The sequence below is a fragment of the Streptomyces sp. NPDC001634 genome (genome assembly GCF_040298185.1).
In the GTDB taxonomy this organism is placed as follows: domain Bacteria; phylum Actinomycetota; class Actinomycetes; order Streptomycetales; family Streptomycetaceae; genus Streptomyces.
In genome coordinates, this window is record NZ_JBEOZU010000052.1 from 36,322 (window position 1) to 59,106 (window position 22,785).

General features: G+C 70.0%; 18 protein-coding genes. 2 read left to right on the plus strand and 16 right to left on the minus strand.

Annotated features, from left to right (window positions below):
- Positions 1 to 208 precede the first annotated feature (208 nt).
- Positions 209 to 3,349, plus strand: coding sequence for an isoleucine--tRNA ligase (gene ileS, locus ABT186_RS29710; protein ID WP_351927632.1), 3,141 nt, complete (start codon positions 209 to 211; stop codon positions 3,347 to 3,349).
- A gap of 233 nt (positions 3,350 to 3,582) precedes the next feature.
- Here ileS and ABT186_RS29715 read toward each other — a convergent pair whose 3' ends face one another.
- The 16 genes from ABT186_RS29715 to rsmH all read right to left on the minus strand — a co-directional run bounded on the left by ABT186_RS29715 (position 3,583) and on the right by rsmH (position 21,749).
- Positions 3,583 to 4,761 carry a DivIVA domain-containing protein gene (locus ABT186_RS29715; protein ID WP_351927634.1) on the minus strand — a complete coding sequence of 393 codons (1,179 nt, stop codon included), beginning with the start codon at positions 4,759 to 4,761 and terminating at the stop codon, positions 3,583 to 3,585.
- Positions 4,762 to 4,813: 52 nt separating this feature from the next.
- Entirely contained in the window at positions 4,814 to 5,104 is a 291-nt protein-coding gene (locus tag ABT186_RS29720; protein ID WP_234515022.1) for a YggT family protein, read from the minus strand.
- Between the two features lie 49 nt (positions 5,105 to 5,153).
- Positions 5,154 to 5,795 carry a cell division protein SepF gene (locus ABT186_RS29725; RefSeq protein ID WP_351226338.1) on the minus strand — a complete coding sequence of 214 codons (642 nt, stop codon included), beginning with the start codon at positions 5,793 to 5,795 and terminating at the stop codon, positions 5,154 to 5,156.
- A gap of 128 nt (positions 5,796 to 5,923) precedes the next feature.
- Entirely contained in the window at positions 5,924 to 6,643 is a 720-nt protein-coding gene (locus ABT186_RS29730) for a YggS family pyridoxal phosphate-dependent enzyme (protein WP_351226340.1), read from the minus strand.
- Between the two features lie 6 nt (positions 6,644 to 6,649).
- Complete coding sequence (gene pgeF / locus ABT186_RS29735) at positions 6,650 to 7,378, minus strand: peptidoglycan editing factor PgeF (RefSeq protein WP_351927636.1); 729 nt, start codon at positions 7,376 to 7,378, stop codon at positions 6,650 to 6,652.
- Entirely contained in the window at positions 7,375 to 8,565 is a 1,191-nt protein-coding gene (gene ftsZ, locus ABT186_RS29740; protein ID WP_351226344.1) for a cell division protein FtsZ, read from the minus strand. Before ftsZ ends, pgeF begins: the two co-directional genes overlap by 4 nt.
- A gap of 279 nt (positions 8,566 to 8,844) precedes the next feature.
- Complete coding sequence (locus ABT186_RS29745) at positions 8,845 to 9,630, minus strand: cell division protein FtsQ/DivIB (RefSeq protein WP_351226346.1); 786 nt, start codon at positions 9,628 to 9,630, stop codon at positions 8,845 to 8,847.
- A gap of 194 nt (positions 9,631 to 9,824) precedes the next feature.
- A complete protein-coding gene (gene murG, locus ABT186_RS29750; protein ID WP_351927638.1) occupies positions 9,825 to 10,919 on the minus strand; it encodes an undecaprenyldiphospho-muramoylpentapeptide beta-N-acetylglucosaminyltransferase in 1,095 nt (364 codons plus the stop codon).
- Between the two features lie 6 nt (positions 10,920 to 10,925).
- Entirely contained in the window at positions 10,926 to 12,263 is a 1,338-nt protein-coding gene (gene ftsW / locus ABT186_RS29755; RefSeq protein ID WP_351226350.1) for a putative lipid II flippase FtsW, read from the minus strand.
- Between the two features lie 116 nt (positions 12,264 to 12,379).
- On the minus strand, positions 12,380 to 13,828 hold the full coding sequence (gene murD / locus ABT186_RS29760) for a UDP-N-acetylmuramoyl-L-alanine--D-glutamate ligase (protein ID WP_351226352.1): 1,449 nt from the start codon (positions 13,826 to 13,828) through the stop codon (positions 12,380 to 12,382).
- Complete coding sequence (gene mraY, locus ABT186_RS29765; protein ID WP_351226354.1) at positions 13,810 to 14,883, minus strand: phospho-N-acetylmuramoyl-pentapeptide-transferase; 1,074 nt, start codon at positions 14,881 to 14,883, stop codon at positions 13,810 to 13,812. Before mraY ends, murD begins: the two co-directional genes overlap by 19 nt.
- A complete protein-coding gene (locus ABT186_RS29770) occupies positions 14,880 to 16,295 on the minus strand; it encodes a UDP-N-acetylmuramoyl-tripeptide--D-alanyl-D-alanine ligase (protein WP_351226356.1) in 1,416 nt (471 codons plus the stop codon). Before ABT186_RS29770 ends, mraY begins: the two co-directional genes overlap by 4 nt.
- 4 nt (positions 16,296 to 16,299) lie before the next feature.
- Positions 16,300 to 17,820 (minus strand): UDP-N-acetylmuramoyl-L-alanyl-D-glutamate--2,6-diaminopimelate ligase, encoded by a 1,521-nt coding sequence (locus ABT186_RS29775; protein WP_351927648.1) that lies wholly within the window; start codon positions 17,818 to 17,820, stop codon positions 16,300 to 16,302.
- Positions 17,821 to 18,045: 225 nt separating this feature from the next.
- Positions 18,046 to 20,028, minus strand: coding sequence for a peptidoglycan D,D-transpeptidase FtsI family protein (locus tag ABT186_RS29780; RefSeq protein WP_351927640.1), 1,983 nt, complete (start codon positions 20,026 to 20,028; stop codon positions 18,046 to 18,048).
- Positions 20,029 to 20,033: 5 nt separating this feature from the next.
- The gene (ftsL, locus tag ABT186_RS29785; RefSeq protein ID WP_351927642.1) at positions 20,034 to 20,570 is read right to left on the minus strand and encodes a cell division protein FtsL; all 537 of its coding nucleotides are present in this window, start codon (positions 20,568 to 20,570) and stop codon (positions 20,034 to 20,036) included.
- 222 nt (positions 20,571 to 20,792) lie between these two features.
- Positions 20,793 to 21,749 (minus strand): 16S rRNA (cytosine(1402)-N(4))-methyltransferase RsmH, encoded by a 957-nt coding sequence (gene rsmH / locus ABT186_RS29790; protein WP_351927644.1) that lies wholly within the window; start codon positions 21,747 to 21,749, stop codon positions 20,793 to 20,795.
- Between the two features lie 445 nt (positions 21,750 to 22,194).
- Between rsmH and ABT186_RS29795 the strand changes: the two genes are divergently transcribed.
- Positions 22,195 to 22,737, plus strand: a complete 543-nt coding sequence (locus ABT186_RS29795; protein WP_351226364.1) for a beta-class carbonic anhydrase — start codon at positions 22,195 to 22,197, stop codon at positions 22,735 to 22,737.
- Positions 22,738 to 22,785 lie beyond the last annotated feature (48 nt).

Here is a 22,785-nt window from a genome sequence, read left to right on the forward strand (position 1 = left end):
GCCGGAAGAACGCCCCAGGGCAGGACCAGGGGCCAGTAGAACCGGCATCGCGATCCCAATGAGGGGGTTCACCGGCGCGTACGCCGCACCGGGGAGCCAAGGAGGGTGGTACCGCGGGAGCGCGCCGCACACGGCGTACGGAGAATTCACGGAATTCCCGGCTCTCGTCCCTCCGACGGAAGGCAGTACGTCCGCCGGAGGAAGATCCATGACGCAGTACCGCCAGGTGCCCGCCCAGGTCGACCTGCCCGCGCTCGAGCACGCCGTGCTCGACTTCTGGCGCGAGCAGAAGATCTTTGCCAAGAGCCTGCAGCAGTCCGAGGGCCGCCCCGAATGGGTGTTCTACGAGGGCCCGCCCACGGCCAACGGTATGCCGGGCGCCCACCACATCGAGGCTCGCGTCTTCAAGGACGTCTTCCCGCGCTTCCGCACCATGCGCGGCTACCACGTGGCCCGCAAGGCCGGCTGGGACTGCCACGGCCTCCCGGTGGAACTCGCGGTGGAGAAGGAGCTCGGCTTCTCCGGCAAGAAGGACATCGAGGCGTACGGCATCGCCGAGTTCAACGCAAAGTGCCGCGAGTCCGTGCTCCGCCACACCGACGCCTTCTCCGAGCTGACGACCCGCATGGGCTACTGGGTCGACCTCGACGACGCGTACGTCACGATGGACCCCGAGTATGTCGAGTCGGTCTGGTGGTCGCTCAAGGAGATCTTCAACAAGGGGCTCCTGGTCCAGGACCACCGCGTCGCCCCCTGGTGTCCTCGCTGCGGCACGGGTCTGTCGGACCACGAGCTGGCGCAGGGCTACGAGACGGTCGTCGACCCGTCGGTCTATGTCCGTTTCCCGCTCACCTCCGGTCCGCTGGCCGGCGAGGCCGCGCTCCTGGTGTGGACCACGACCCCGTGGACGCTGGTCTCCAACACCGCGGTCGCCGCCCACCCCGAGGTCACCTACGTCGTCGCGACCAACGGCGAGGAGAAGCTCGTCGTCGCCGAGCCGCTCGTCGCCAAGGCGCTCGGCGAGGGCTGGGAGACCACCGGCCGGGCCTTCACCGGCGCCGAGATGGAGCGCTGGACGTATCAACGTCCGTTCGAGCTCGTCGAGTTCCCGGAGACCCCGGGCGGCACCCACTACGTGGTCAACGCCGAGTACGTCACGACCGAGGACGGTACGGGTCTGGTCCACCAGTCCCCCGCCTTCGGTGAGGACGACCTCAAGGTCTGCCGCTCGTACGGCCTCCCCGTGGTCAACCCCGTGCGCCCCGACGGCACCTTCGAGGAGGACGTCCCGCTGGTCGGCGGCGTCTTCTTCAAGAAGGCGGACGAACGGCTCACCGAGGACCTCCAGCAGCGCGGCCTGCTCTTCAAGCACATCCCGTACGAGCACAGCTACCCGCACTGCTGGCGCTGCCACACCGCGCTCCTCTATTACGCGCAGCCGTCCTGGTACATCCGCACCACGGCCGTCAAGAACCGTCTCCTCGAGGAGAACGAGAAGACGAACTGGTATCCGGAGACGGTCAAGCACGGCCGCTTCGGCGACTGGCTGAACAACAACATCGACTGGGCGCTGTCCCGCAGCCGCTACTGGGGCACGCCGCTGCCGATCTGGCGCTGCGAGGACGACCACCTCACTTGCGTCGGCTCCCGCGCGGAGCTGACCGAGCTGACCGGCACCGACCAGTCGGAGCTCGACCCGCACCGTCCCTACATCGACGACGTCACCTTCCCCTGCCCCGAGTGCCAGAAGACGGCCACGCGTGTACCGGAGGTCATCGACGCCTGGTACGACTCGGGTTCGATGCCGTTCGCACAGTGGGGCTACCCGTACAAGAACAAGGAACTGTTCGAGTCCCGCTACCCGGCGCAGTTCATCTCGGAGGCCATCGACCAGACCCGCGGCTGGTTCTACACGCTGATGGCGGTCGGCACGCTGGTCTTCGACAAGTCGTCGTACGAGAACGTGGTGTGCCTGGGCCACATCCTCGCCGAGGACGGCCGCAAGATGTCCAAGCATCTGGGCAACATCCTGCAGCCGATCCCGCTGATGGACCAGCACGGCGCGGACGCCGTGCGCTGGTTCATGGCGGCCGGCGGCTCCCCGTGGGCGGCGCGGCGCGTGGGCCACGGCACGATCCAGGAGGTCGTCCGCAAGACGCTGCTGACGTACTGGAACACGGTCGCCTTCCAGGCGCTGTACGCCCGTACGTCCCAATGGGCACCGAGCGAGGCGGACCCGGCCCCGGCCGACCGCCCGGTCCTGGACCGCTGGCTGCTGTCCGAGCTGCACGCGCTCACCGACCAGGTGACCCAGGCCCTGGAGGCGTACGACACCCAGCGCGCCGGCAAGCTGCTGTCGGCGTTCGTCGACGACCTGTCGAACTGGTACGTCCGCCGCTCCCGCCGCCGCTTCTGGCAGGGCGACAAGGCCGCGCTGCGCACGCTGCACGAGGTCCTCGAGACCGTCACGAAGCTGATGGCGCCGATCACCCCGTTCATCACCGAGCGAGTGTGGCAGGACCTGATCGCGCCGGTGACCCCGGGCGCCCCGGAGTCGGTGCACCTGGCGTCCTGGCCGGAGGCGGACCTGACCGCGATCGACCCCGAGCTGTCGAAGCAGATGGTGCTGGTGCGCCGGCTCGTCGAGCTCGGCCGTGCCACGCGCGCGGAGTCGGGCGTCAAGACGCGTCAGCCGCTGTCCCGCGCGCTGGTCGCGGCAGCCGGCTTCGAGACGCTGGATGTGGAGCTGCACACCCAGATCACCGACGAGCTGAACGTCGAGGCGCTCGCCTCGCTGAGCGAGGTCGGCGGCTCGCTGGTCGACACGACGGCCAAGGCGAACTTCCGCGCGCTGGGCAAGCGCTTCGGCAAGCGAGTCCAGGACGTGGCGAAGGCCATCGCGAACGCCGACGCGGCGGCGCTGTCCCTGGCACTGCGGGAGGGCACGGCGTCGGTGGAGGTCGACGGCGAGACCGTCGCCCTCGCCCCCGACGAGGTGATCATCACGGAGACCCCGCGCGAGGGCTGGTCGGTGGCGTCCGACTCCGGCGCGACGGTCGCCCTCGATCTGGAGATCACCGAGGAGCTGCGGCAGGCGGGTCTCGCGCGTGACGCGATCCGGCTGATCCAGGAGGCCCGCAAGAACAGCGGCCTGGACGTCGCCGACCGGATCGCGCTCCGCTGGACCGCGACGGACCCGGCGGTCGTCGCAGCCCTGACCGAGCACTCCGGTCTGATCGCCGACGAGGTCCTCGCGACGGACTTCGCCCAGGGCGAGGCGGACGAGACCTATGGCGAGCCGTTCACCGACGACTCGCTGACCCTGACGTTCCGCCTGCGCAAGGCGTAGCGGCACACGCGAAGGCCCGGGCCCGCCGAAAAAATCTTGGTGGGCCCGGGCCTTCGGCGTTGCGTGCGCACGTACAGCTGCACCCCCGTCCGAACAGAGACGGCAACAGACGGCACAAGGGGGCACAAGGGGGCACGAGCCCCGAACGCTCGTATCACAAGGGCGGGGCCCCGGATTCGAGAATCCGGGCCCCGCCCTGAACGCTGCCGACACCTACGGCGTATTCATCTCCGTCAGTTGTCGTCCTCGTCGATGAGGAACCCGCGCATCGGCGAGGGCGCCTGGCCCATCGGCGACGGGCCCTGCGGACGAACCGGTGCCATCGGCTGGGTCATCGCCGGGGACATCTGCTGCTGGCCGCCGTAGGACGGAGCAGCGGGGGCCGGGGCACCACCCATCGTCTGGTTGCCGCCGTACGACGGGGCGCTCGCGCCCGCCGGAGCCATCGACGGCGCCGACGGCGACGGCAGGGACGCCGTGGCCGGGGTGCGCGGCGGGGCCAGCGAGTCGTCGGCCTGGGTCTCCAGCTGGCGCAGCTGCGACTCCAGGTACGACTTCAGACGCGTGCGGTACTCGCGCTCGAAGCCGCGCAGGTCCTCGACCTTGCGCTCCAGCGTGGCGCGGGCGGACTCCAGGGAGCCCATCGCGACACGGTGCTTCTCCTGCGCGTCCCGCTCCAGGGCGTCGGCCTTGGCACGGGCGTCGCGCTCCAGACCCTCGGCGCGGCTGCGGGCCTCGCCGACGATCTTGTTGGCCTCGGAGCGGGCCTCGGCGATCGCCTGGTCGGCGGTCTGCTGGGCCAGCGAGAGGACACGCGCGGCGCTGTCGCCACCGGGACCCTGGCCGGGCATACCGCCCATGGGGCCACCCATCGGACCACCCATGGGGCCGCCCATCTGCTGCGGCATCTGTCCCATCGGGCCCTGACCCATGGGGCCCTGGCCCATCGGCCCCTGACCCATCGGGCCCTGTCCCATCGGACCCTGACCCATGGGGCCCTGGCCCATCGGACCCTGGCCCATCGGGCCGGGACCCTGCGGACCGCCCTGCCCACTGGGACCGGCGGGCAGCTGCGGTGCACCGCTCGGCAGCTGGGGCGGACCACCCATGGGGCCACCCATCTGCTGCTGCGGCGGGCCCGATATCCCGGCGGGCACCGGAGCCCCCGGACCTCGCATGCCCTGCGGCTGGTCCTGCGGCTCCGGAGGTTTGCGCATGTTCTGCTGGTTCTGCGCGGCGGCACGCGTGGCGGCGGCCAGCTTGGCGCGCAGATCCTCGTTCTCCCGGAGCAGGCGGGTCAGTTCGGCTTCGACCTCATCGAGGAAGGCATCGACCTCGTCCTCGTCATAGCCTTCTCGGAGGCGGACGGTCGTGAACTGCTTGTTCCGCACGTCCTCGGGGGTCAACGGCATCTCTTCACCTCAACGTAGTCATCGGCAGTCGGCAAGACCGTATCGTCCACAGTCACCTCGCGAGGTTGCCCACGATGGAGATCAGGATGTAGACGATGATCATCAGTACGAAGAAGGACAGGTCGAGCGCCACGCCCCCGAGACGCAACGGCGGGATGAACCGCCGCAGAAGCTTCAACGGTGGATCAGTGACAGTGTAGGTGGCCTCAAGAACGACCACCATCGCCTTGCCGGGTTGCCATGAGCGGGCGAACTGGAAGACGTAGTCCATGACCAATCGGAAAATCAGCACGACGAGGAAGCACATCAGCGCGATGTAGACAACCTCCAGGAACACGCCCATGATCCGTGCTTCCCTCTCCCCTGTTCCGTGCCTTTTCCGGTGGTGCGTCTCAGCTCTGGTTGAAGAACCCGCCCTCTGCGATGCGGGCCTTGTCCTCCGCCGTGACATCGACGTTAGCAGGAGACAGCAGGAACACCTTCTGCGTCACCCGCTCGATGCTTCCATGAAGACCAAACACCAAACCGGCCGCAAAGTCGACAAGTCGCTTCGCATCTGTGTCATCCATCTCAGTCAGATTCATGATCACCGGCGTGCCCTCACGGAAGTGTTCCCCGATGGTACGGGCCTCGTTGTAGGTCCGGGGGTGAAGCGTGGTGATCCGGTACGGCTCTCGTTCGGACACGACCTTGGGCATGATCACCGGTGCGTTCTTCTCCAGGCTCTGGCGTTCTTGTGTGATGGATGCCACGGGGGCGATGCGAGCCGGCCGCCCGGATTCCGCGACCGGCGAAGCGGAATGGGACACCGGATCGCGCTGCGCCGGCGGCTGTACAACTCGTACCGATTCGTCCCGTTGGGACTGAAGCGCCTGGTGCGGCTGGTGAGACGGCTCGTGCCGCCTGCGGTCCCGCTCCGGCTCCGGGTCGAGTTCGGGCTCGAATTCGTCGTCGGGGTCGAATCCCCTGCCGTCGTACCCATCGTCCTCCACGAGGCCGAGGTAGACCGCCATCTTGCGCATCGCGCCGGCCATGCTCTGAGTCCTCCGCTCTGTGGTGGATCGGCTGACGACCGCCAAGTGCCCGCGATCCACGAGGTCGTTATGCCCGCTATCAGCGGTAATGACCATATTTTCTGCTGTGGTCCGACTTCCTGGCGACGTTACCCGAGCCTGGGGCGGACTCCGAGTACCGCGGTGCCGACGCGCACATGTGTCGCTCCGGCGGCCACGGCCTGTTCGAGGTCCGCACTCATCCCTGCCGAGACCATGGTTGCAGCCGGGTGGGCTCGGCGCAGGTCAGTCGACAAATCCATCAACCGCTCGAACGCCGCCTGTTGGCGGCCCGCGTACTCTCCGCTCAGCGGCGCGACGGTCATCAGTCCGTCCAGCCGCAGCCCCGGAGCGCCCGCAACCAGGTCGCCCAACTCTTCGATTCCCTCGGGTGCTACACCTCCGCGCTCCCCGCGTCCGCTCTCGCCCGCGTCGAGCGCGACCTGGATGAGACACCCCACCTCGCGCCCGGCCCGCTCCGCCTCCCGCGAAAGTGCTGTGACGAGCTTGGAACGATCGACGGACTGCACGAAATCCGCATAACCGACCACGGATCGCACCTTGTTGGTCTGCAACTGACCGACAAAATGCCATGCAATCGGCAGATCCGAGCATGTCGCCGCCTTCGGCGCGGCGTCCTGGTCACGGTTCTCGGCGACGTTCCGCACACCGAGTTCCGACAGAATCCGCACGTCACTGGCGGGATAGGTCTTGGTGACCACGATCAGGGTCACCTCCTCCCGCTTGCGCCCGGCGGCCCGGCACGCATCCGCGATGCGGTCCTCGACCTTTGCGAGGTTCGCGGCGAGTTGATCCTTACGGTCCGTCATGCCCCATCAGTCCAGCCAGACATAGCCCGCGAGCCGCCCGGTGGTACGGTCGCGGCGGTACGAGAAGTGATCACCCGACTCGAGCGTGCACACCGGCGACTGCGCCCGGTCGCGCACCCCGAGCCGTTCGAGCTGTGCGTGCACACCGGCGGTCACATCGACCGCGGGAGTGCCCCAGCTCGTCTCGGCGTGCGCCGCCGGTTCGACGGCGGACACGTCGGCGCGCATCGCCTCCGGCACCTCGTAGCACCGGCCGCAGACGGCGGGTCCCGTGCGGGCGACGATCCTGGAGGGCTCGGCGCCCAGTTCCATCATCGCGCGGACGGCGGCGGGGACGACTCCGGCGACCATGCCGGGCCGGCCGGCGTGGACGGCGGCCGCGATCCCCGCGACGGGGTCGGCGAGCAGGACGGGCGTGCAGTCGGCGGTGAGCACGGCGAGGACGAGACCGCGCCGGGCGGTGACCATCGCGTCCACCTCGGGCACGGCCCGGGCGCCCCACGGTTCGTCGACCACGGCCGCGTCCGCCCCGTGCACCTGGTTCATCCAGACCACCCGGGCCGGGTCGAGCCCCAGCGACTTCGCGGCCAGCTCCCGGTTGGTGCGTACGGCGTCGGGGTCGTCACCGACCGCTCCGCCGAGGTTGAGCTCCTCGTACGGAGCGGCGCTCACCCCGCCCCACCGGTCGGTGAAGGCGAAGTGCGCGCCGCTCACGGTGTCGCGCTGTCCTATCACTTCAGAAAGTCCGGAACGTCCAGTTCCTCGGCCGCGCTGTCCGAGTAGGTCCGCGACGGCGGGACCACGGGCGGGGCGACCGGGAGGTCGTTCACCGGCTCCGGGGCGGGCTCCGGCGCCTCCTTCGGGGTGACGCTGCCGAGCGAGCCGAAGGTCGGGCGGCTCTCCACGGGTCGGGCCGGCTCCTCGCGCTGCTTGGCCGAGGACGACCCGAGGATGGTCTCCCGCTTGGCCGGGGGCTGTCCGCCGTCGAAGCCGGCGGCGATCACGGTGACCCGCACCTCGTCGCCGAGGGCGTCGTCGATGACGGCACCGAAGATGATGTTGGCCTCGGGGTGGGCTGCCTCGCTCACCAGCTGGGCGGCCTCGTTGATCTCGAACAGACCGAGGTCGGAGCCGCCGGAGATGGACAGCAGCACACCGCGGGCGCCGTCGATGGACGCCTCGAGGAGCGGCGAGGAGATCGCCATCTCGGCCGCGGCCACCGCGCGGTCGTCGCCGCGGGCCGAGCCGATGCCCATGAGAGCCGAACCGGCCTCGGACATCACGGACTTGACGTCGGCGAAGTCGAGGTTGATCAGACCGGGGGTGGTGATGAGGTCGGTGATGCCCTGAACACCGGAGAGCAGCACCTGGTCCGCCGACTTGAAGGCGTCGAGGACGGAGACCTGGCGGTCCGAGATGGACAGCAGCCGGTCGTTCGGGATGACGATGAGGGTGTCGACCTCTTCGCGGAGCTCGGCGATGCCGTCCTCGGCCTGGTTGGCGCGGCGCCGTCCCTCGAAGGTGAACGGGCGCGTGACCACGCCGATGGTGAGGGCACCGAGCGAGCGAGCGATGTTGGCCACGACGGGCGCGCCGCCGGTGCCGGTGCCGCCCCCTTCACCGGCCGTCACGAAGACCATGTCGGCCCCCTTGAGGACCTCCTCGATCTCCTCGCGGTGGTCCTCGGCGGCCTTGCGGCCGACGGCCGGGTTGGCTCCGGCGCCGAGTCCGCGGGTGAGTTCGCGGCCGACGTCGAGCTTGACGTCGGCGTCGCTCATCAACAGAGCTTGCGCGTCGGTGTTGATGGCGATGAACTCGACGCCCTTGAGACCGACCTCGATCATCCGGTTGATGGCATTGACACCACCGCCGCCGACACCGATGACCTTGATGACTGCGAGGTAGTTCTGCGGTGCTGCCACGTCGAAGGCCTCTCGCCTCGAATTACGTTGCCGTCGTCTCGCGGGTGCCCCGCGGTCCGACGGCTGATGCCGAATGGGACGGTCCGAACGCCGACCCGAACCCTAACCCTGAAGTTTAGGGTTACCAGTGTGTCTGTTCCTTGGACTCTTCCGAACAGGACACTAAGTCGACAAGTGGCGCACGTTCAACGAACACGCCGAACCTCCCGTTTTTCTTTTCACCCTATGTGATCAGCCATAGCAGTGCCCAACCAGGGTGCTGGCCTGCGCGGATGTGCGTCAACTCCCCGATGACGCAGGGGCGGTGGGAACGCTGACGTCGAAGTACCGGGCACGGGGTGCGGCTTTCATCAGTGCGCTCAGCGTGGCCGCCTTCGCGCGACCCTTCTCGCCGCTGCCCCACATCACGGTCCGACCGCCGCTCAGCTCCAGCGAGATGGAGTCGTACGAGCGGACCTTGACGGTTCGGGTGTCGCGCGCGACGGCGGCCGGGATGTCCCGGGCCACGAGGACCGCCTCCCGCACCAGCCGGTCGGTGCCGAAGCGGCGTGCGGCGGCCGAGTGGGACACCGTCAATTCCAGTGTGGGGACGGCCTGCGGAGGCTGCGAAACCGTGGCGAACCGTACGCCCTCGCTGTCCACTTCGATGAACTTTCCGCCGTTTCTGACAATCAGAACCGGAGTACGTTCGGTCACTTTCAGCCCGATTCCATGGGGCCAGGAACGGGTGACGTCAATCGAGGCGATTCGGGGCAATTTCCGGAGCAATCGCGCCTCAATCGCATCGGTGTCGAGGGAAATGAGGGGGGTTCCGGGCGAAACGCCGGCCGCCTCGCGCACCTGCTCCTCGGTCAGAACCCGCGTCCCGGAGACGGACACACGCTGCACGCGCAGCCACGGGGAGCCGTACAGCAGCCAGATGGAACCACCGCCCGCCAACACCGCGGCGAGCAAAAGGATGATGAGCATACGAGGGCGGAGCAACCGCCCGAGACGGGGCGGCCGGGGCGGGCCGGACCCCAGCTGCTGCCGTTCACCGCGCTCGGCGGTCGTGGGTCCGGCCACGCGCGCTCCTTCTTTCTGGCTCGGCTCTCCCCCAGCCTTCGGCCGGGGGCACCCCCACCGGGGCGCTCAAGCCGGTGTGGAGAGCGCGACCGTGCTCAGCCCTTCGGGCTTCCGCGCTCCCCCGAGCTCTTCGAGCAGGGGGGACCCCAGCGCTCTCGACACCGGCGCGCCCCTTCGGCTCACTCGCCGATGCGTTACTGGTGGTGGCGCGAGGCGATCGCCTCGTACACCATGCCGACGAGCAGGTCGTCGGCGTCCCGGCGGCCGAACTCGCCGGCGGCGCGGGACATCTGGTACAGCCGGTGCGGGTCGGCGAGCACGGGCAGGACGTTCTGCTGGACCCACTCGGGCGTGAGTTCCGCGTCGTCGACCAGCAGTCCGCCACCGGCCTTGACCACCGGCTGGGCGTTCAGCCGCTGTTCGCCGTTGCCGATGGGCAGCGGGACGTAAGCGGCCGGGAGCCCGACGGCGGAGAGCTCCGCGACGGTCATCGCGCCCGCGCGGCAGAGCATCATGTCGGCCGCGGCGTACGCGAGGTCCATTCGATCCACATACGATACCGGGATGTAAGGGGGCATTCCCGGCATATGGTGCACCTGCGGCAGTTCGTTCTTCGGGCCGACCGCGTGCAGGATCTGGATGCCGGCCTGCTGGAGGTAGGGCGCGACCTGCTGGACCACCTCGTTGAGCCGGCGGGCACCCTGCGAGCCCCCGGAGACCAGCAGCGTCGGCAGGTTCGGGTCCAGCCCGAATGCGGCGCGGGCCTCCGGGCGTACGGCGGCGCGGTCCAGGGTGGCGATGGAGCGGCGCAGCGGGATGCCGATGTAGCGGGCACCGCGCAGCTTGCTGTCCGGGGTGGAGACGGCGACCTGGGCCGCGTACCGCGAACCGATCTTGTTGGCGAGGCCCGGACGGGCGTTGGCCTCGTGGATGATGATCGGCACACCGAGGCGCTTGGCGGCGAGGTAGCCGGGCAGGGCGACATAGCCGCCGAAGCCGACGACGGCGTCCGCCTTGGTGCGCTCCAGGATCTGCTCGGCCGCCTTGATCGTGCCGCGCAACCGCCCGGGGACCGTGATCAGCTCGGGGGTCGGCTTGCGCGGCAGGGGGACGGCCGGGATCAGCGCGAGTTCATAGCCCCGCTCGGGTACGAGCCTGGTCTCCAGGCCGCGCTCCGTGCCCAGGGCCGTGATCCCCACGGTGGGGTCCTGCCTGCGCAGGGCGTCCGCGAGGGCGAGCGCGGGCTCGATGTGGCCGGCGGTCCCCCCACCGGCGAGTACGACATGCACCGAAATTCACCGCTCTCCGGACGAGCGCGCCTTCGGGGCACGCCGTCGCATCGTGTTCCATCTCCGAGGTCCCGGAGGTCCTCCCGCACGCTTTCTACCAAAGCGGGGTTGCCGCATGGCAAGCGCTGCCCGCGCAGCGGGCTCGTCGCGCGCGAAGGCGATCAGGAGCCCGACGGCGAACATGGTCGGCAACAGGGCGGATCCTCCGTAGGAGAACAGCGGGAGGGGGACGCCGGCGATCGGCAGCAGGCCGAGCACCGCACCGATGTTGATCACCGCCTGAGCGGTGATCCAGGTCGTCACGCCTCCCGCGGCATACCTCACGAAGGGGTCCTCCGTGCGTCCGGCCACGCGGATACCCGCATAGCCTAGAGCCGCGAAGAGGGCGACCACCGACAGCGTCCCCGCGAGGCCCAGTTCCTCACCGGTGACCGCGAAGATGAAGTCGGTGTGCGCTTCGGGGAGTTGACCCCATTTTTCCACACTCGCACCAAGGCCGGAACCGAAGATTCCGCCGGATGCGAGCGCGTAGATGCCGTGCACACCCTGCCAGCAGATGTCGTTCGGTCCGGGGTCGGTGGCGCCGATGCAGGCGAGCCGGTTCAGACGGTGCGGGCTGGTCTTGATCGCGATGGCGCCGAGCACCACGGCGACGCCCAGCACCCCGGCGAACAGCCGCGTGGGCGCCCCGGCCATCCACAGCAGCCCGAACAGGATGGCGGTCAGGATGATCGTCGTACCCATGTCGCCGCCGAGCATGATCAGCCCGAGCAGCAGGAACGCCACCGGGACCAGTGGCACCAGCATGTGCTTCCACTGGGTGAGCAGCCGCTTGTCCTGCTTGCGGGCGATCAGGTCGGCGCCCCACAGCACCAGCGCGAGCTTGCCGAACTCGCTGGGCTGGATCTGGAACGAGCCTCCGAGCGAGATCCAGTTCTGGTTGCCGTTGACCGCCATCCCTATCCCCGGCACCTGCACCAGGACCATCAGCAACACGGCGCCCGCCAGGATCGGATACGCCAGCGCCCGGTGCAGCTTCACGGGCATCCGCGAGGCGATGAGCAGCAGCAGCGCCCCGATCGAGGCCGCGAGGAACTGCTTCCGGAAGAAGAACGACCCCGGCAGCGACATCTGCAGCGCGGTGATCTGCGAGGCCGAGTAGACCATCACCAGCCCCAGCACGGTGATCAGCAGACTGCCGCCGAGGATCAGGTAGTAGGCGGTGAGGGGCCGGTCCCAGGCCCGCCGGGCACGGATGAGAAACCGGGCGAGGGGGTTGTCGCGCGGGGGGCGGAGACCGGAGGACCGCTTGGGGGCTCGCTGGACCGTACGGCTACTGGCCATCAACGGCTCCCGCCGCCGTGCACCCGGCGGAAAGCCACCGACGAGACACCGACCACATCCCTGTCACGCGTCCCTCCCAAAGGTTCCGGGCGCGCCCGGACGGACCGGGACCCGCCTCAGGCGCCCGCGCCGAGTTCGCGAACCGCTTCCGCGAAGGCGTCGCCGCGCTTGTTGTAGTTCGCGAACATGTCCATGGAGGCGCACGCCGGAGCCAGCAGCACCGTGTCCCCGGCCAGAGCCAGCGCCCGCGCCTCCCGCACAGCCGCACGCATCGCCCCAGTGTCGGTCCGGTCGAGGTCCACGACCGGTACTTCCGGCGCGTGTCGCGCAAGGGCTTCACGGATCAGCGCACGATCCGCACCGATGAGCACCACACCCCGAAGTCGCTTTGCCGACTTGGCGACCAGCTCGTCGAAGGTCGCGCCCTTGGCGAGCCCGCCCGCGACCCACACGATCGACTCGTAGGCCGCCAACGAGGCTTCGGCCGCATGCGTGTTGGTGGCCTTGGAGTCGTCGACGTACGCGACGCCGTCCACGTCCGCCACGTGCGCGATGCGGTGGGCGTCCGGAGTGAAGGCCCGCAGCCCGTCCCGTACGGCCGAGGCGGACACCCCGAAGGCGCGCGCAAGGGCCGCCGCGGCAAGTGCGTTGGCGATGTTGTGCGGAGCCGGCGGGTTGACGTCGGAGACCTCGGCCAGCTCCTGCGCGTTCTTCTGCCGGTTCTCGACGAAGGCGCGGTCGACCAGAATGCCGTCCACGACGCCGAGTTGGGACGGCGCGGGCGTGCCCAGCGTGAACCCGACGGCCCGGCAGCCCTCCTCGACGTCCGCCTCGCGCACCAGGTCCTCGGTCGCCTTGTCGGCCACGTTGTACACGCAGGCGACCCGATTGCCCTCATAGATACGGCCCTTGTCGGCGGCGTACGCCTCCATGGAGCCGTGCCAGTCGAGGTGGTCGGGCGCCAGGTTGAGCACGGCGGCGGAGTGGGCGCGCAGCGACGGCGCCCAGTGGAGCTGATAGCTCGACAGCTCCACCGCCAGCACGTCGTACTGCTCCTCGCCGAGGACGGCGTCCAGCAGCGAGACCCCGATGTTGCCGACGGCGGCCGTGCGCAGGCCCGCCGCCCGCAGGATCGAGGCGAGCATCTGCACCGTGGTGGTCTTGCCGTTGGTGCCGGTGACCGCGAGCCAGGGGGCCGCGTCGGGGCCCCTCAGCTGCCAGGCCAGCTCGACGTCGCCCCAGACCGGGACACCGGCCTTTTCGGCCGCGGCGAAGAGCGGCTTGTCCGGCTTCCAGCCGGGCGCCGTGACGATCAGCTCAGTGCCTTCGGGCAGGGTGCTGCATCCCATAGCGGCTGCGCCGCGGGCGTCACCGAGGCGCACGGTGATGCCGAGCGCCTCCAGCTCCGCGGCCTGCGCCCGGGCCCGCTCGTCGTCGCCGTCGTTGACGACCGTCACGACCGCGCCGAGCCCGTGCAGCACCTTGGCCGCCGGGACGCCGGAGACGCCGAGGCCGGCGACGGTGACGTGCTTGCCCTGCCAGTCGGTCACTTTTCCGCTGCCCATCCCGCGTAGAAGATGCCAAGTCCCACAATCACGCAAATGCCCTGAATGATCCAGAAGCGGACCACGACGAGCACCTCGGACCAGCCCTTGAGTTCGAAGTGGTGCTGGAGCGGTGCCATCCGGAAGACGCGCCGGCCGGTGAGGCGGAAGGAGCCGACCTGGATGACGACCGACATGGTGATCAGGACGAAGAGGCCGCCGAGGAGCGCGAGCAGCAGCTCGGTGCGGGAGCAGATCGCGAGACCCGCCAGCGCGCCGCCCAGGGCCAGCGAACCGGTGTCACCCATGAAGATCTTGGCGGGAGAGGTGTTCCACCACAGGAAGCCGAGGCAGGCGCCCATGAGCGCGGAGGCGACGACGGCCAGGTCGAGCGGATCGCGCACCTCGTAGCAGGCTGCCGGGTTGGTCAGGGTCTGCGAGTTGGCGCAGGACTCCTGGAACTGCCAGACGCCGATGAAGGTGTACGCGCCGAAGACCAGCACGGAGGCGCCGGTGGCGAGGCCGTCCAGACCGTCGGTGAGGTTCACGCCGTTCGACATCGCGAGGATCATGAACAGCGCCCAGACCACGAAGAGCACCGGGCCGATGGTCCAGCCGAAGTCCTGCACGAAGGAGAGCTTGGTGGAGGCCGGGGTGTTGCCGCGGGCGTCGGCGAACTGCAGGGCCAGTACCGCGAAGGCGATGCCGACGATCAGCTGGCCGGCCATCTTCGCCTTGGCCCGCAGACCGAGCGAACGCCGCTTGACGATCTTGATGTAGTCGTCCAGGAAACCGACCAGGCCCATGCCGCCCATGAGGCCGAGCACCAGCAGCCCGGAGAAGGTGGGCGGGTATCCCGTGATCACCTTCGACAGGAAGTACGCGGCGATCGTCGCCAGGATGAAGGCGATACCACCCATGGTCGGCGTACCGCGCTTGCTGGCGTGCTCGCGCGGTCCGTCGTCGCGGATGTACTGGCCGTAGCCCTTGCGGGCCAGCAGCTTGATCAGCAGCGGAGTGCCGATCAGGGTGAGGAAGAGGCCAATGACTCCTGCGAACAGGATCTGCTTCATCATCGGGCGGCAACCTCACCCTCGGCACCGGTCTCGAGCAGCGCCTGCGCCACGCTCTCCAGACCGACCGACCGGGACGCCTTCACGAGTACGACGTCTCCCGGGCGCAGCTCGCTGCGCAACAGGTCGATCGCCGCCTGTGCGTCGGACACGTGCACCGACTCCTCACCCCACGAACCCTCGTTATATGCGCCCAATTGCAGCCAGGACGCTTCCCTGCCCCCGACCGCGACGAGCTTGCTGACGTTGAGCCGGACGGCGAGCCGTCCGACCGCGTCGTGCTCGGCGAGCGCCTCGTCCCCGAGCTCGGCCATCTTGCCGAGCACCGCCCACGTGCGGCGCCCGTTGCCCATTGCCACGAGCGCGCGCAGGGCGGCTCGCATGGACTCGGGGTTCGCGTTGTAGGCGTCGTTGACGACCGTCACGCCGTCCGGGCGCTCGGTGACCTCCATCCGCCAGCGGGAGAGGGAGCCCGCCTCGGAGAGCGCGGTGGCGATCTCTTCCGCGGACATGCCCAGCTCATGGGCGACGGCGGCCGCGGCGAGCGCGTTCGACACGTGGTGCTCACCGTACAGGCGCATGGTCACGTCGCTGCACCCGGAGGGTGTGTGAAGGCTGAAGGAAGGCTTTCCGCTGTCCGTGAGTCTCACGTTCTCGGCGCGTACGTCCGCTTCGTCGGACTCTCCGAAAAGGATCACCTTCGCCTTCGTACGGGATGCCATGGCCCGTACGAGCGGATCGTCGGCGTTGAGGATCGCGGCGCCGCCCTCGTCCTTCGAGGGAAGGCTCTCGACGAGTTCGCCCTTCGCTTGCGCGATCTGCTCACGGCCGCCGAACTCGCCGATGTGGGCGGTGCCGACATTGAGCACGACGCCGATCTTCGGGGGGGTGAGGCCGGTGAGGTAGCGGATGTGGCCGATACCGCGGGCGCCCATTTCCAGGACGAGGAACCTGGTCTCCTCGGTGGCGCTGAGGGCGGTCAGCGGCAGACCGATCTCGTTGTTGAGCGAGCCCGGCGTGAACACGGTCGGTGCCTTGCGCTGGAGCACCTGGGCGATGAGGTCCTTGGTGCTGGTCTTGCCCGCGGACCCGGTGAGGGCCACGAGGGTCGTTCCCAGCCGCTGGACGACATGGCGCGCCAGGGCGCCGAGGGCGGCCTGGACGTCGTCCACGACGATCGCGGGCACGCCGACGGGGCGGGACGCCAGCACGGCGGCGGCACCCGCCTGAACGACCGCTGGTGCGAAGTCGTGTCCGTCCACGCGCTCTCCGACGAAGGCGACGAAGAGGGAGCCGGGCTCCACCTCGCGGGAGTCCCGGACGACCGGTCCGGTCACCTGGACGGACGGGTCCGGTATGTCGTGCGTCTGCCCGCCGACGACTGCTGCGATCTCGGCGAGGGAGAGGGCGATCACAAGTTCATCCCTGGGTCTTCTGGATAGCTTCGCGAAGCACCTGGCGGTCGTCGAAGGGACGGACCACTCCGGCGATGTCCTGGCCCTGCTCGTGGCCCTTGCCCGCGACCAGCACGGTGTCCCCTGGCTGCGCGCGGGCCACGGCGGCGGCGATGGCGGCCGCCCGGTCCTCGAAGACCTGCACCTCGCCGCGTTCGTGCGCGGGCACGGACGCCGCGCCCTCGAGCATGGTGGCGAGGATCGCGAGGGGGTCCTCGGAGCGGGGGTTGTCGGAGGTCAGCACGGCCGTGTCGGCGAGCCGGGCCACGGCGGCGCCCATCGGGGCGCGCTTCGTCCTGTCGCGGTCGCCGCCGCAGCCGAGCACGACGTGCAGCCTGCCCTCGGTGACCTTGCGCAGGGCGCGCAGCACCGATTCGACGGCGTCGGTCTTGTGGGCGTAGTCCACGACCGCGAGGTACGGCTGCCCGGCGTCCACGCGCTCCAGGCGGCCCGGGACTCCCGGCACGGCGGCGATGCCGTCGGCGGCGGTCTGCGGGTCGAGACCGGCGGCGGCGAGGGCAACGATCGCGGCGAGGGTGTTGGCGACGTTGAACGGGCCCGGCAGTGGCGACCTGGCGGCGATCCGCTCGCCTTCGGGGCCGATCACGGTGAACGTCGAGTCCATCGGGCTGATCCGGACGTCCTCGGCGCGCCAGTCGGCGTCGGGGTGGCCCTCGGCGGAATAGGTGACGACCGGGACGCCGGACTCCTTCACGAGCCTGCGGCCGTACTCGTCATCGTGGTTGATGACGCCGAACCGGCTCCGTTTCTCCGTGAAGAGCTGCGCCTTGGCCCGGTAGTAGTCCTCCATGTCGGAGTGGAACTCCATGTGCTCCGGGCTGAGGTTGGTGAAGACCGCGATGTCGAAGACGCAGCCGTCGACCCGCCCGAGGACCAGCGCATGGCTGGAGACCTCCATGGCGACCGCCTCGACCCCGCGCTCGCGCATGACGGCGAACAGGGCCTGCAGGTCGGTGGCCTCGGGGGTGGTGCGCTCGGACTTGATGCGCTCGTCGCCGATGCGCATCTCGACGGTGCCGATCAGTCCGGTGCTGCGGGTGGTCTTCAGACCGCCCTCGACGAGGTAGGCCGTGGTGGTCTTGCCGGAGGTGCCGGTGATGCCGATCTGAAGCAGGTCACGCCCGGGGCGGCCGTAGATCGTGGCCGCCAGCTCGCCCATGCGTCCGCGCGGATCGTCGGCCACCAGGACCGGAAGCCCCGTGGCGGCGGCGCGCTCGGCGCCCGTCGGGTCGGTCAGGACGGCGACCGCGCCGAGGCCGGCGGCCTGGGCGACGAAGTCGGCACCGTGCAGACGGGCCCCGGGCAGGGCGGCGTACAGGTCACCGGGGCGGACCGCGCGCGAGTCATGGGTGATGCCCGTGACCTCCGCGGCGTTCTCCGGAGCTGTGGCACCCAGCTGATCGGCGAGCTCCGCGAGGGGTGTGGCGGAGACGTGAGCCGGTCGCGGCGGTCCCGGATATGTCACGGAAGCGCCCTTCTGGGTGATGTGGGACTGATCAGCGTGTGGCACGGCGGTGAGCGTACCGGGCGCACCCCCGCCGGAGCTAAAAAGGAGCCCGCGCGAAGCGCGGTCCGGCAAGGGTGGTGCTGGGAGACGGGTGGGCGAGGGCGGAGGCGGGGTCTGGTTCCCGGGATCGGGAGTGATCGTTGTCACGAGCTGGTTCCTGGTCGGTCTTTCCCGTAGTGCTGATCATGGCGTGAACTCGACAGGGAGGTTCGCGGCCCCGGCCCCGGTGGGCGGGACCTGGAGGGTCTTCAGGGCGAACTCCATGACCTGCTTGAAGATGGGGCCGCAGATCTGGCCACCGAAATAGCTGCCTTTGGTGGCGTTCTGGATCGCGCAGTAGACGGTGATGCGGGGGTTGTCCGCGGGGGCGAACCCGGCGAAGGAGGACGTGTAACCCCGGTACTTTCCGGTGGCCGGATCCACACGGTTCGCCGTACCCGTCTTCCCCGCGACCCGGTATCCGGGGATCCGCGCCTTGGCACCGGTGCCCTGCTCGTCGTCCACGACGGACTCCAGCATCTGGGCGAGGGTCTTTGCCGTCCCGGCACTGACGACCCTGGTCTCCTTGGGCTTCGGGGCCGGTGTGAAGCGGCCGTCCGCGCCCTTCTCGCCGCGTACCAGGGTGGGCTCGACACGGACGCCGCCGTTGGCGATGGTCGAGTAGACGGACGCGGCCTGCATCGCGTTGATCGACACGCCCTGGCCGAAAGGAATCGTGTACTGCTGGGACGTCGACCATTTGTCGGGCGGCGCGAGGATGCCCTTCGTCTCGCCCGGGAACCCGAGTCCGGTGAGGCTGCCGATGCCGAACTTGCGCAGATACGAGTAGAGGACCCGGTTGGCCTCCGGCTGCGTCTTCCCGAGCTGTCCGGCGGCGAGGATGGTGCCGATGTTGCTGGACTTGGCGAGGACGCCGTTGAGCGTCAGGTACCAGGTCGCGTGGTCGATGTCGTCCGCGAACAGCCGGTCGCCGCGGTGCAGCCGGTTGGGCACGGTGACATGGGTCGTCGGGGTGGCGACGTTCTCCTGCAGCACGGCGGCCATCGTCATGACCTTGGCGGTGGAGCCGGGCTCGTAGGCGTCCTGGAGGGCCGCGTTGCCCAGGGCCGCCGCATTGGCCTTCGAGAGGTCGTTGGGGTCGAAGCCGGGTGAGTTCGCCAGGGCCAGGATCTGGCCGGTCCGGGTGTCCTGCACCACCACGTACCCGCGGTCCGCCTTGGACTGCTTCACCTGCTCGGTGATGGCGTTCTGGGCGGCCCACTGGATGTCGCGGTCGATGGTCAGCTCGACGTCGGAGCCGGCCACGGCGGGCGTCTCGGTGGAGCCCGCGGTCGGCACCAGACGGCCGCCGGACTGGGCGAAGCGGATCTTGCCGTCCTTGCCGGCCAGCTCCTTGTTCAGCTGCTGCTCGATGCCGCCCCCGCCCTTGCCGTCGGCGTTGACCCAGCCCAGTATCCCGGCGGCGAGGTCGCCGTTCGGGTACACGCGCTTGCTGGTGGGCTCGGCCAGGACGCCGGCGAGGACGTTGACCGTTTTCCCGTCGGTCCGGGCCTTGGCCGCGAGCGTGTTCTTCAGGTCCTTGATCTGCTTCCAGACCTGGGGGGTCTGCCGGTGGGCCAGCAGGACGTAGCGGGTGTGCGGGGTCCTGAGCCTCCCGGTGACCTTCGCGGTGTCCTGGCCGAGGATCGGGGCGAGGAGCGCGGCTGCCTGCTCGGGGGCGTCCGGCGTCTTGGTCGCCTCCGGGGTGAACAGCGTGGGGTCGGCCGTGATGTCGTACGCGTCCACACTGCTCGCCAGCTCGACGCCGTTGCGGTCCGTGATCTCGCCGCGCACGGCGGCCAGGGTGCGCCCGACGTACCGGTTCTGGTCCGCCTTGGCGGCGTACGCGCTCGCGTCCACGGCCTGCACCTGCAGCAGCCGTACGACGAAGGCGATCAGCACCAGGGTCAGGGCCAGGCTGACCATGCGCAGCCGGGGGCGGGGGCTGCCGAGCCGGATGGTACGGGCGGCGGCGCCCCGGGCCTGGACCGGGCGGCGCGCGGGGCGGGCGGGGCGGGCGGGGCGGGCGGGGCGGGCGCCGCCCGGTCCCGGGCGACGCCGCGCGTCGGGGCGCACGGGCCGGGCGGGGCCGGGCACGCGGCGGCGCGGCGGTTCCCTGTCGGACACTTCCGTCACCTGCCAGGGGTCGGGGACAAGGGTGCGGGCGAGGTGGGGGGCGCGGTCGTGGGGCCGGCCGCCGAGGGGCTGCTCGGGGACGGTGACGTCGGCGCCGTGGGGCTCGGAGAGAGGTTGAGCACCTCGGGCGGGCGCACGGCCGCGGCGCCGGCCACGGACTGCTCGGCGGCGGCCGAGGGGACGCCCCTGACGGTGCCGTCGGAGTTGAGGAAGGCCGGGTCGCCACCGGGGACCATGCCGAGTTCGCGGGCGCGGCGCTGGAGGGCATCGGGGGCCGAGTAGGCGTCCACGTCCCGCTGGAGGGCCTGCTCCTCGTCGGTGAGGCTCTTGGTCTGCCTCTGCAGGTCGTCCAGCTTGAACGCCCCCTCGCTGAGCGCGGAGTTCAGTACGAGGAGCCCGATGAGCCCGCCGCCGAGCAACAGGACGACGAGCAGCACGAAGGGGGTACGGGCGGCGCCGCCGCCGCGGCCCGCGGGGATCAGCCGCGCGAGCCGGGCAGCCCGGCCCTTGAGTTCGGGATTCCGGCTGCTCACACACCCTCCCGCCGCATTTCGACAGCGTCACGTCGTCTGTCCCCGTACCAGGACGCACGGGGCGGCCTGGTGGGGGTGGAGGGCTGCTTCGGCCGGGTCGGGGCGGGGCTGCCGGGCCGCGGCGGGCGCTCCTCGGCGGCCGGCGCACCTGCGGGCACCGCGCGTCCTCTGCTCACTGGCCCACCCCTTTCGTCCGGCTCACACGCCCACCCCCCGCCCGGCTCACTCGGCGTCCTCACGGATGCGCTCGGCGCCGCGCAGGCGCGCCGGGGCCGCTCGGCGGTTCTCGGCGACCTCCTCCTCGGTGGGAAGTTCGGCACCGCGCGTGAGGAGCTTGAGCCGGGGCTGGTAGCGCTCGGGGACGACCGGTAGTCCGGGAGGCGCAGTATTCGCGGCGCCCGCCGCGAACACCTGCTTGACCAGGCGGTCTTCGAGCGAGTGGTAGGAGAGGACGGCGATCCGGCCGCCGACGGCGAGTGCCTTCACCGCCGCCGGGATGGCCCTCTCCAGGACCGCGAGTTCGCCGTTGACCTCGATGCGCAGCGCCTGGAACGTGCGCTTGGCCGGGTTGCCGCCGGTCCGTTTGGCCGCCTGCGGCAGCGCGTCCCGGATCAGCTCCACGAGCCGCGCGCTGTTCGTGAACGGCTCCTTCTCGCGCTCGCGCACGATCGCGGACACGATCCGCTTGGCCTGCTTCTCCTCGCCGTACGTCCGCAGGATCCGCACGAGTTCCCCGGCCGGGTAGGTGTTGAGGACCTCGGCGGCGCTGACGCCCGTTGTCTGGTCCATGCGCATGTCCAGCGGGGCGTCCTGCGCATAGGCGAAACCGCGCTCCGCCTCGTCGAGTTGCATGGAGGAGACGCCGAGGTCGAAGAGCACCCCCTGGACGCGAGGAATGCCGAGCCGGTCGAGCACCTCGGGGAGTTCGTCGTAGACCGCGTGCACCAGGGTGGCGCGCTCCCCGAAGGGGGCGAGCCGCTCCCCGGACAGGCGCAGCGCCTCCTTGTCACGGTCGAGCGCCACGAGCCGGACCTCGGGGAAGCGCTCGAGCAGCGCCTCGCTGTGGCCGCCGAGCCCGAGGGTGCAGTCGACCACGACAGCCCCGGGCTCGGCGAGGGCCGGGGCCAGCATGTCCAGGCACTGCCGGAGCATGACGGGCACGTGTCGACTCTTGCTCAAGGGGGGCCTCTCAGATCCGGCGAGGCCGTACGCACGGCCGGGTCCCCGCCCTCTCCCGGCCGACGCCGGGGGTGCCCCCAGTGAAGGGGAAGCCTGCCGGCGCCGGAAGCGTCAGCCGACCGGGAGCGGGAGGAGGCCGAGCCGTACGTACGCGCCGCGCACGCGGGGAGAAACCGGCGCTGTGCCGATGTCTCCGGGGTGAACAGTCGCGGGGAGAGCCTCTCGCCTCCCGCTTCGCGTCACTTTAGTCCACCCTGTCTTGCGGTCAATCAACCGGCCTGCGCGTCGCGCACCGTGCCTGTCCCGGCAGCACAATTCGAAAAGATTCACCCATCCGAGTGAGGTTTCACCGTCCGTGTGGGTTGCGTCACAACAAGCCGCCGTGACGTTCTTTGTCCCCTCTCACAGCGGGCCTCGATCCCCTGTGACCAGTACCGTCATGGGTATGACGACTTCCGCATCCGTTCCCGCCGGTCCCGAAGGCGCCATACTCGGCACCGTCACCGATCGCCTCGTCGACGCCAACCAACGCTACGCCGCCGCATTCACCGATCCCGGGATGGACGCCCGTCCCGTCCTCCGGGTCGCGGTCGTGGCCTGCATGGACGCCCGGCTCGACCTGCACGCCGCGCTCGGCCTCGAACTGGGCGACTGCCACACCATCCGCAACGCTGGCGGCGTGGTGACCGACGACGTGATCCGCTCCCTCACCATCAGCCAGCGCGCGCTCGGCACCAGCAGCGTCGTCCTCATCCACCACACAGGCTGCGGTCTCGAGTCGCTGACGGAGGACTTCCGGCACGAGCTGGAGATGGAGGTGGGTCAGCGGCCGGCCTGGGCGGTCGAGGCCTTCCGCGACGTCGACCAGGACGTACGGCAGTCGATGCAGCGCGTGCGCACCTCTCCGTTCCTGCTGCACACCGACGACGTGCGCGGCTTCGTCTTCGATGTGAAGACGGGCCTGCTGCGGGAGATCGACCCCGCGTAACAGCACGTGCCGGCACCCCGATCCATCACAACGGCCCCCAACTGCGTA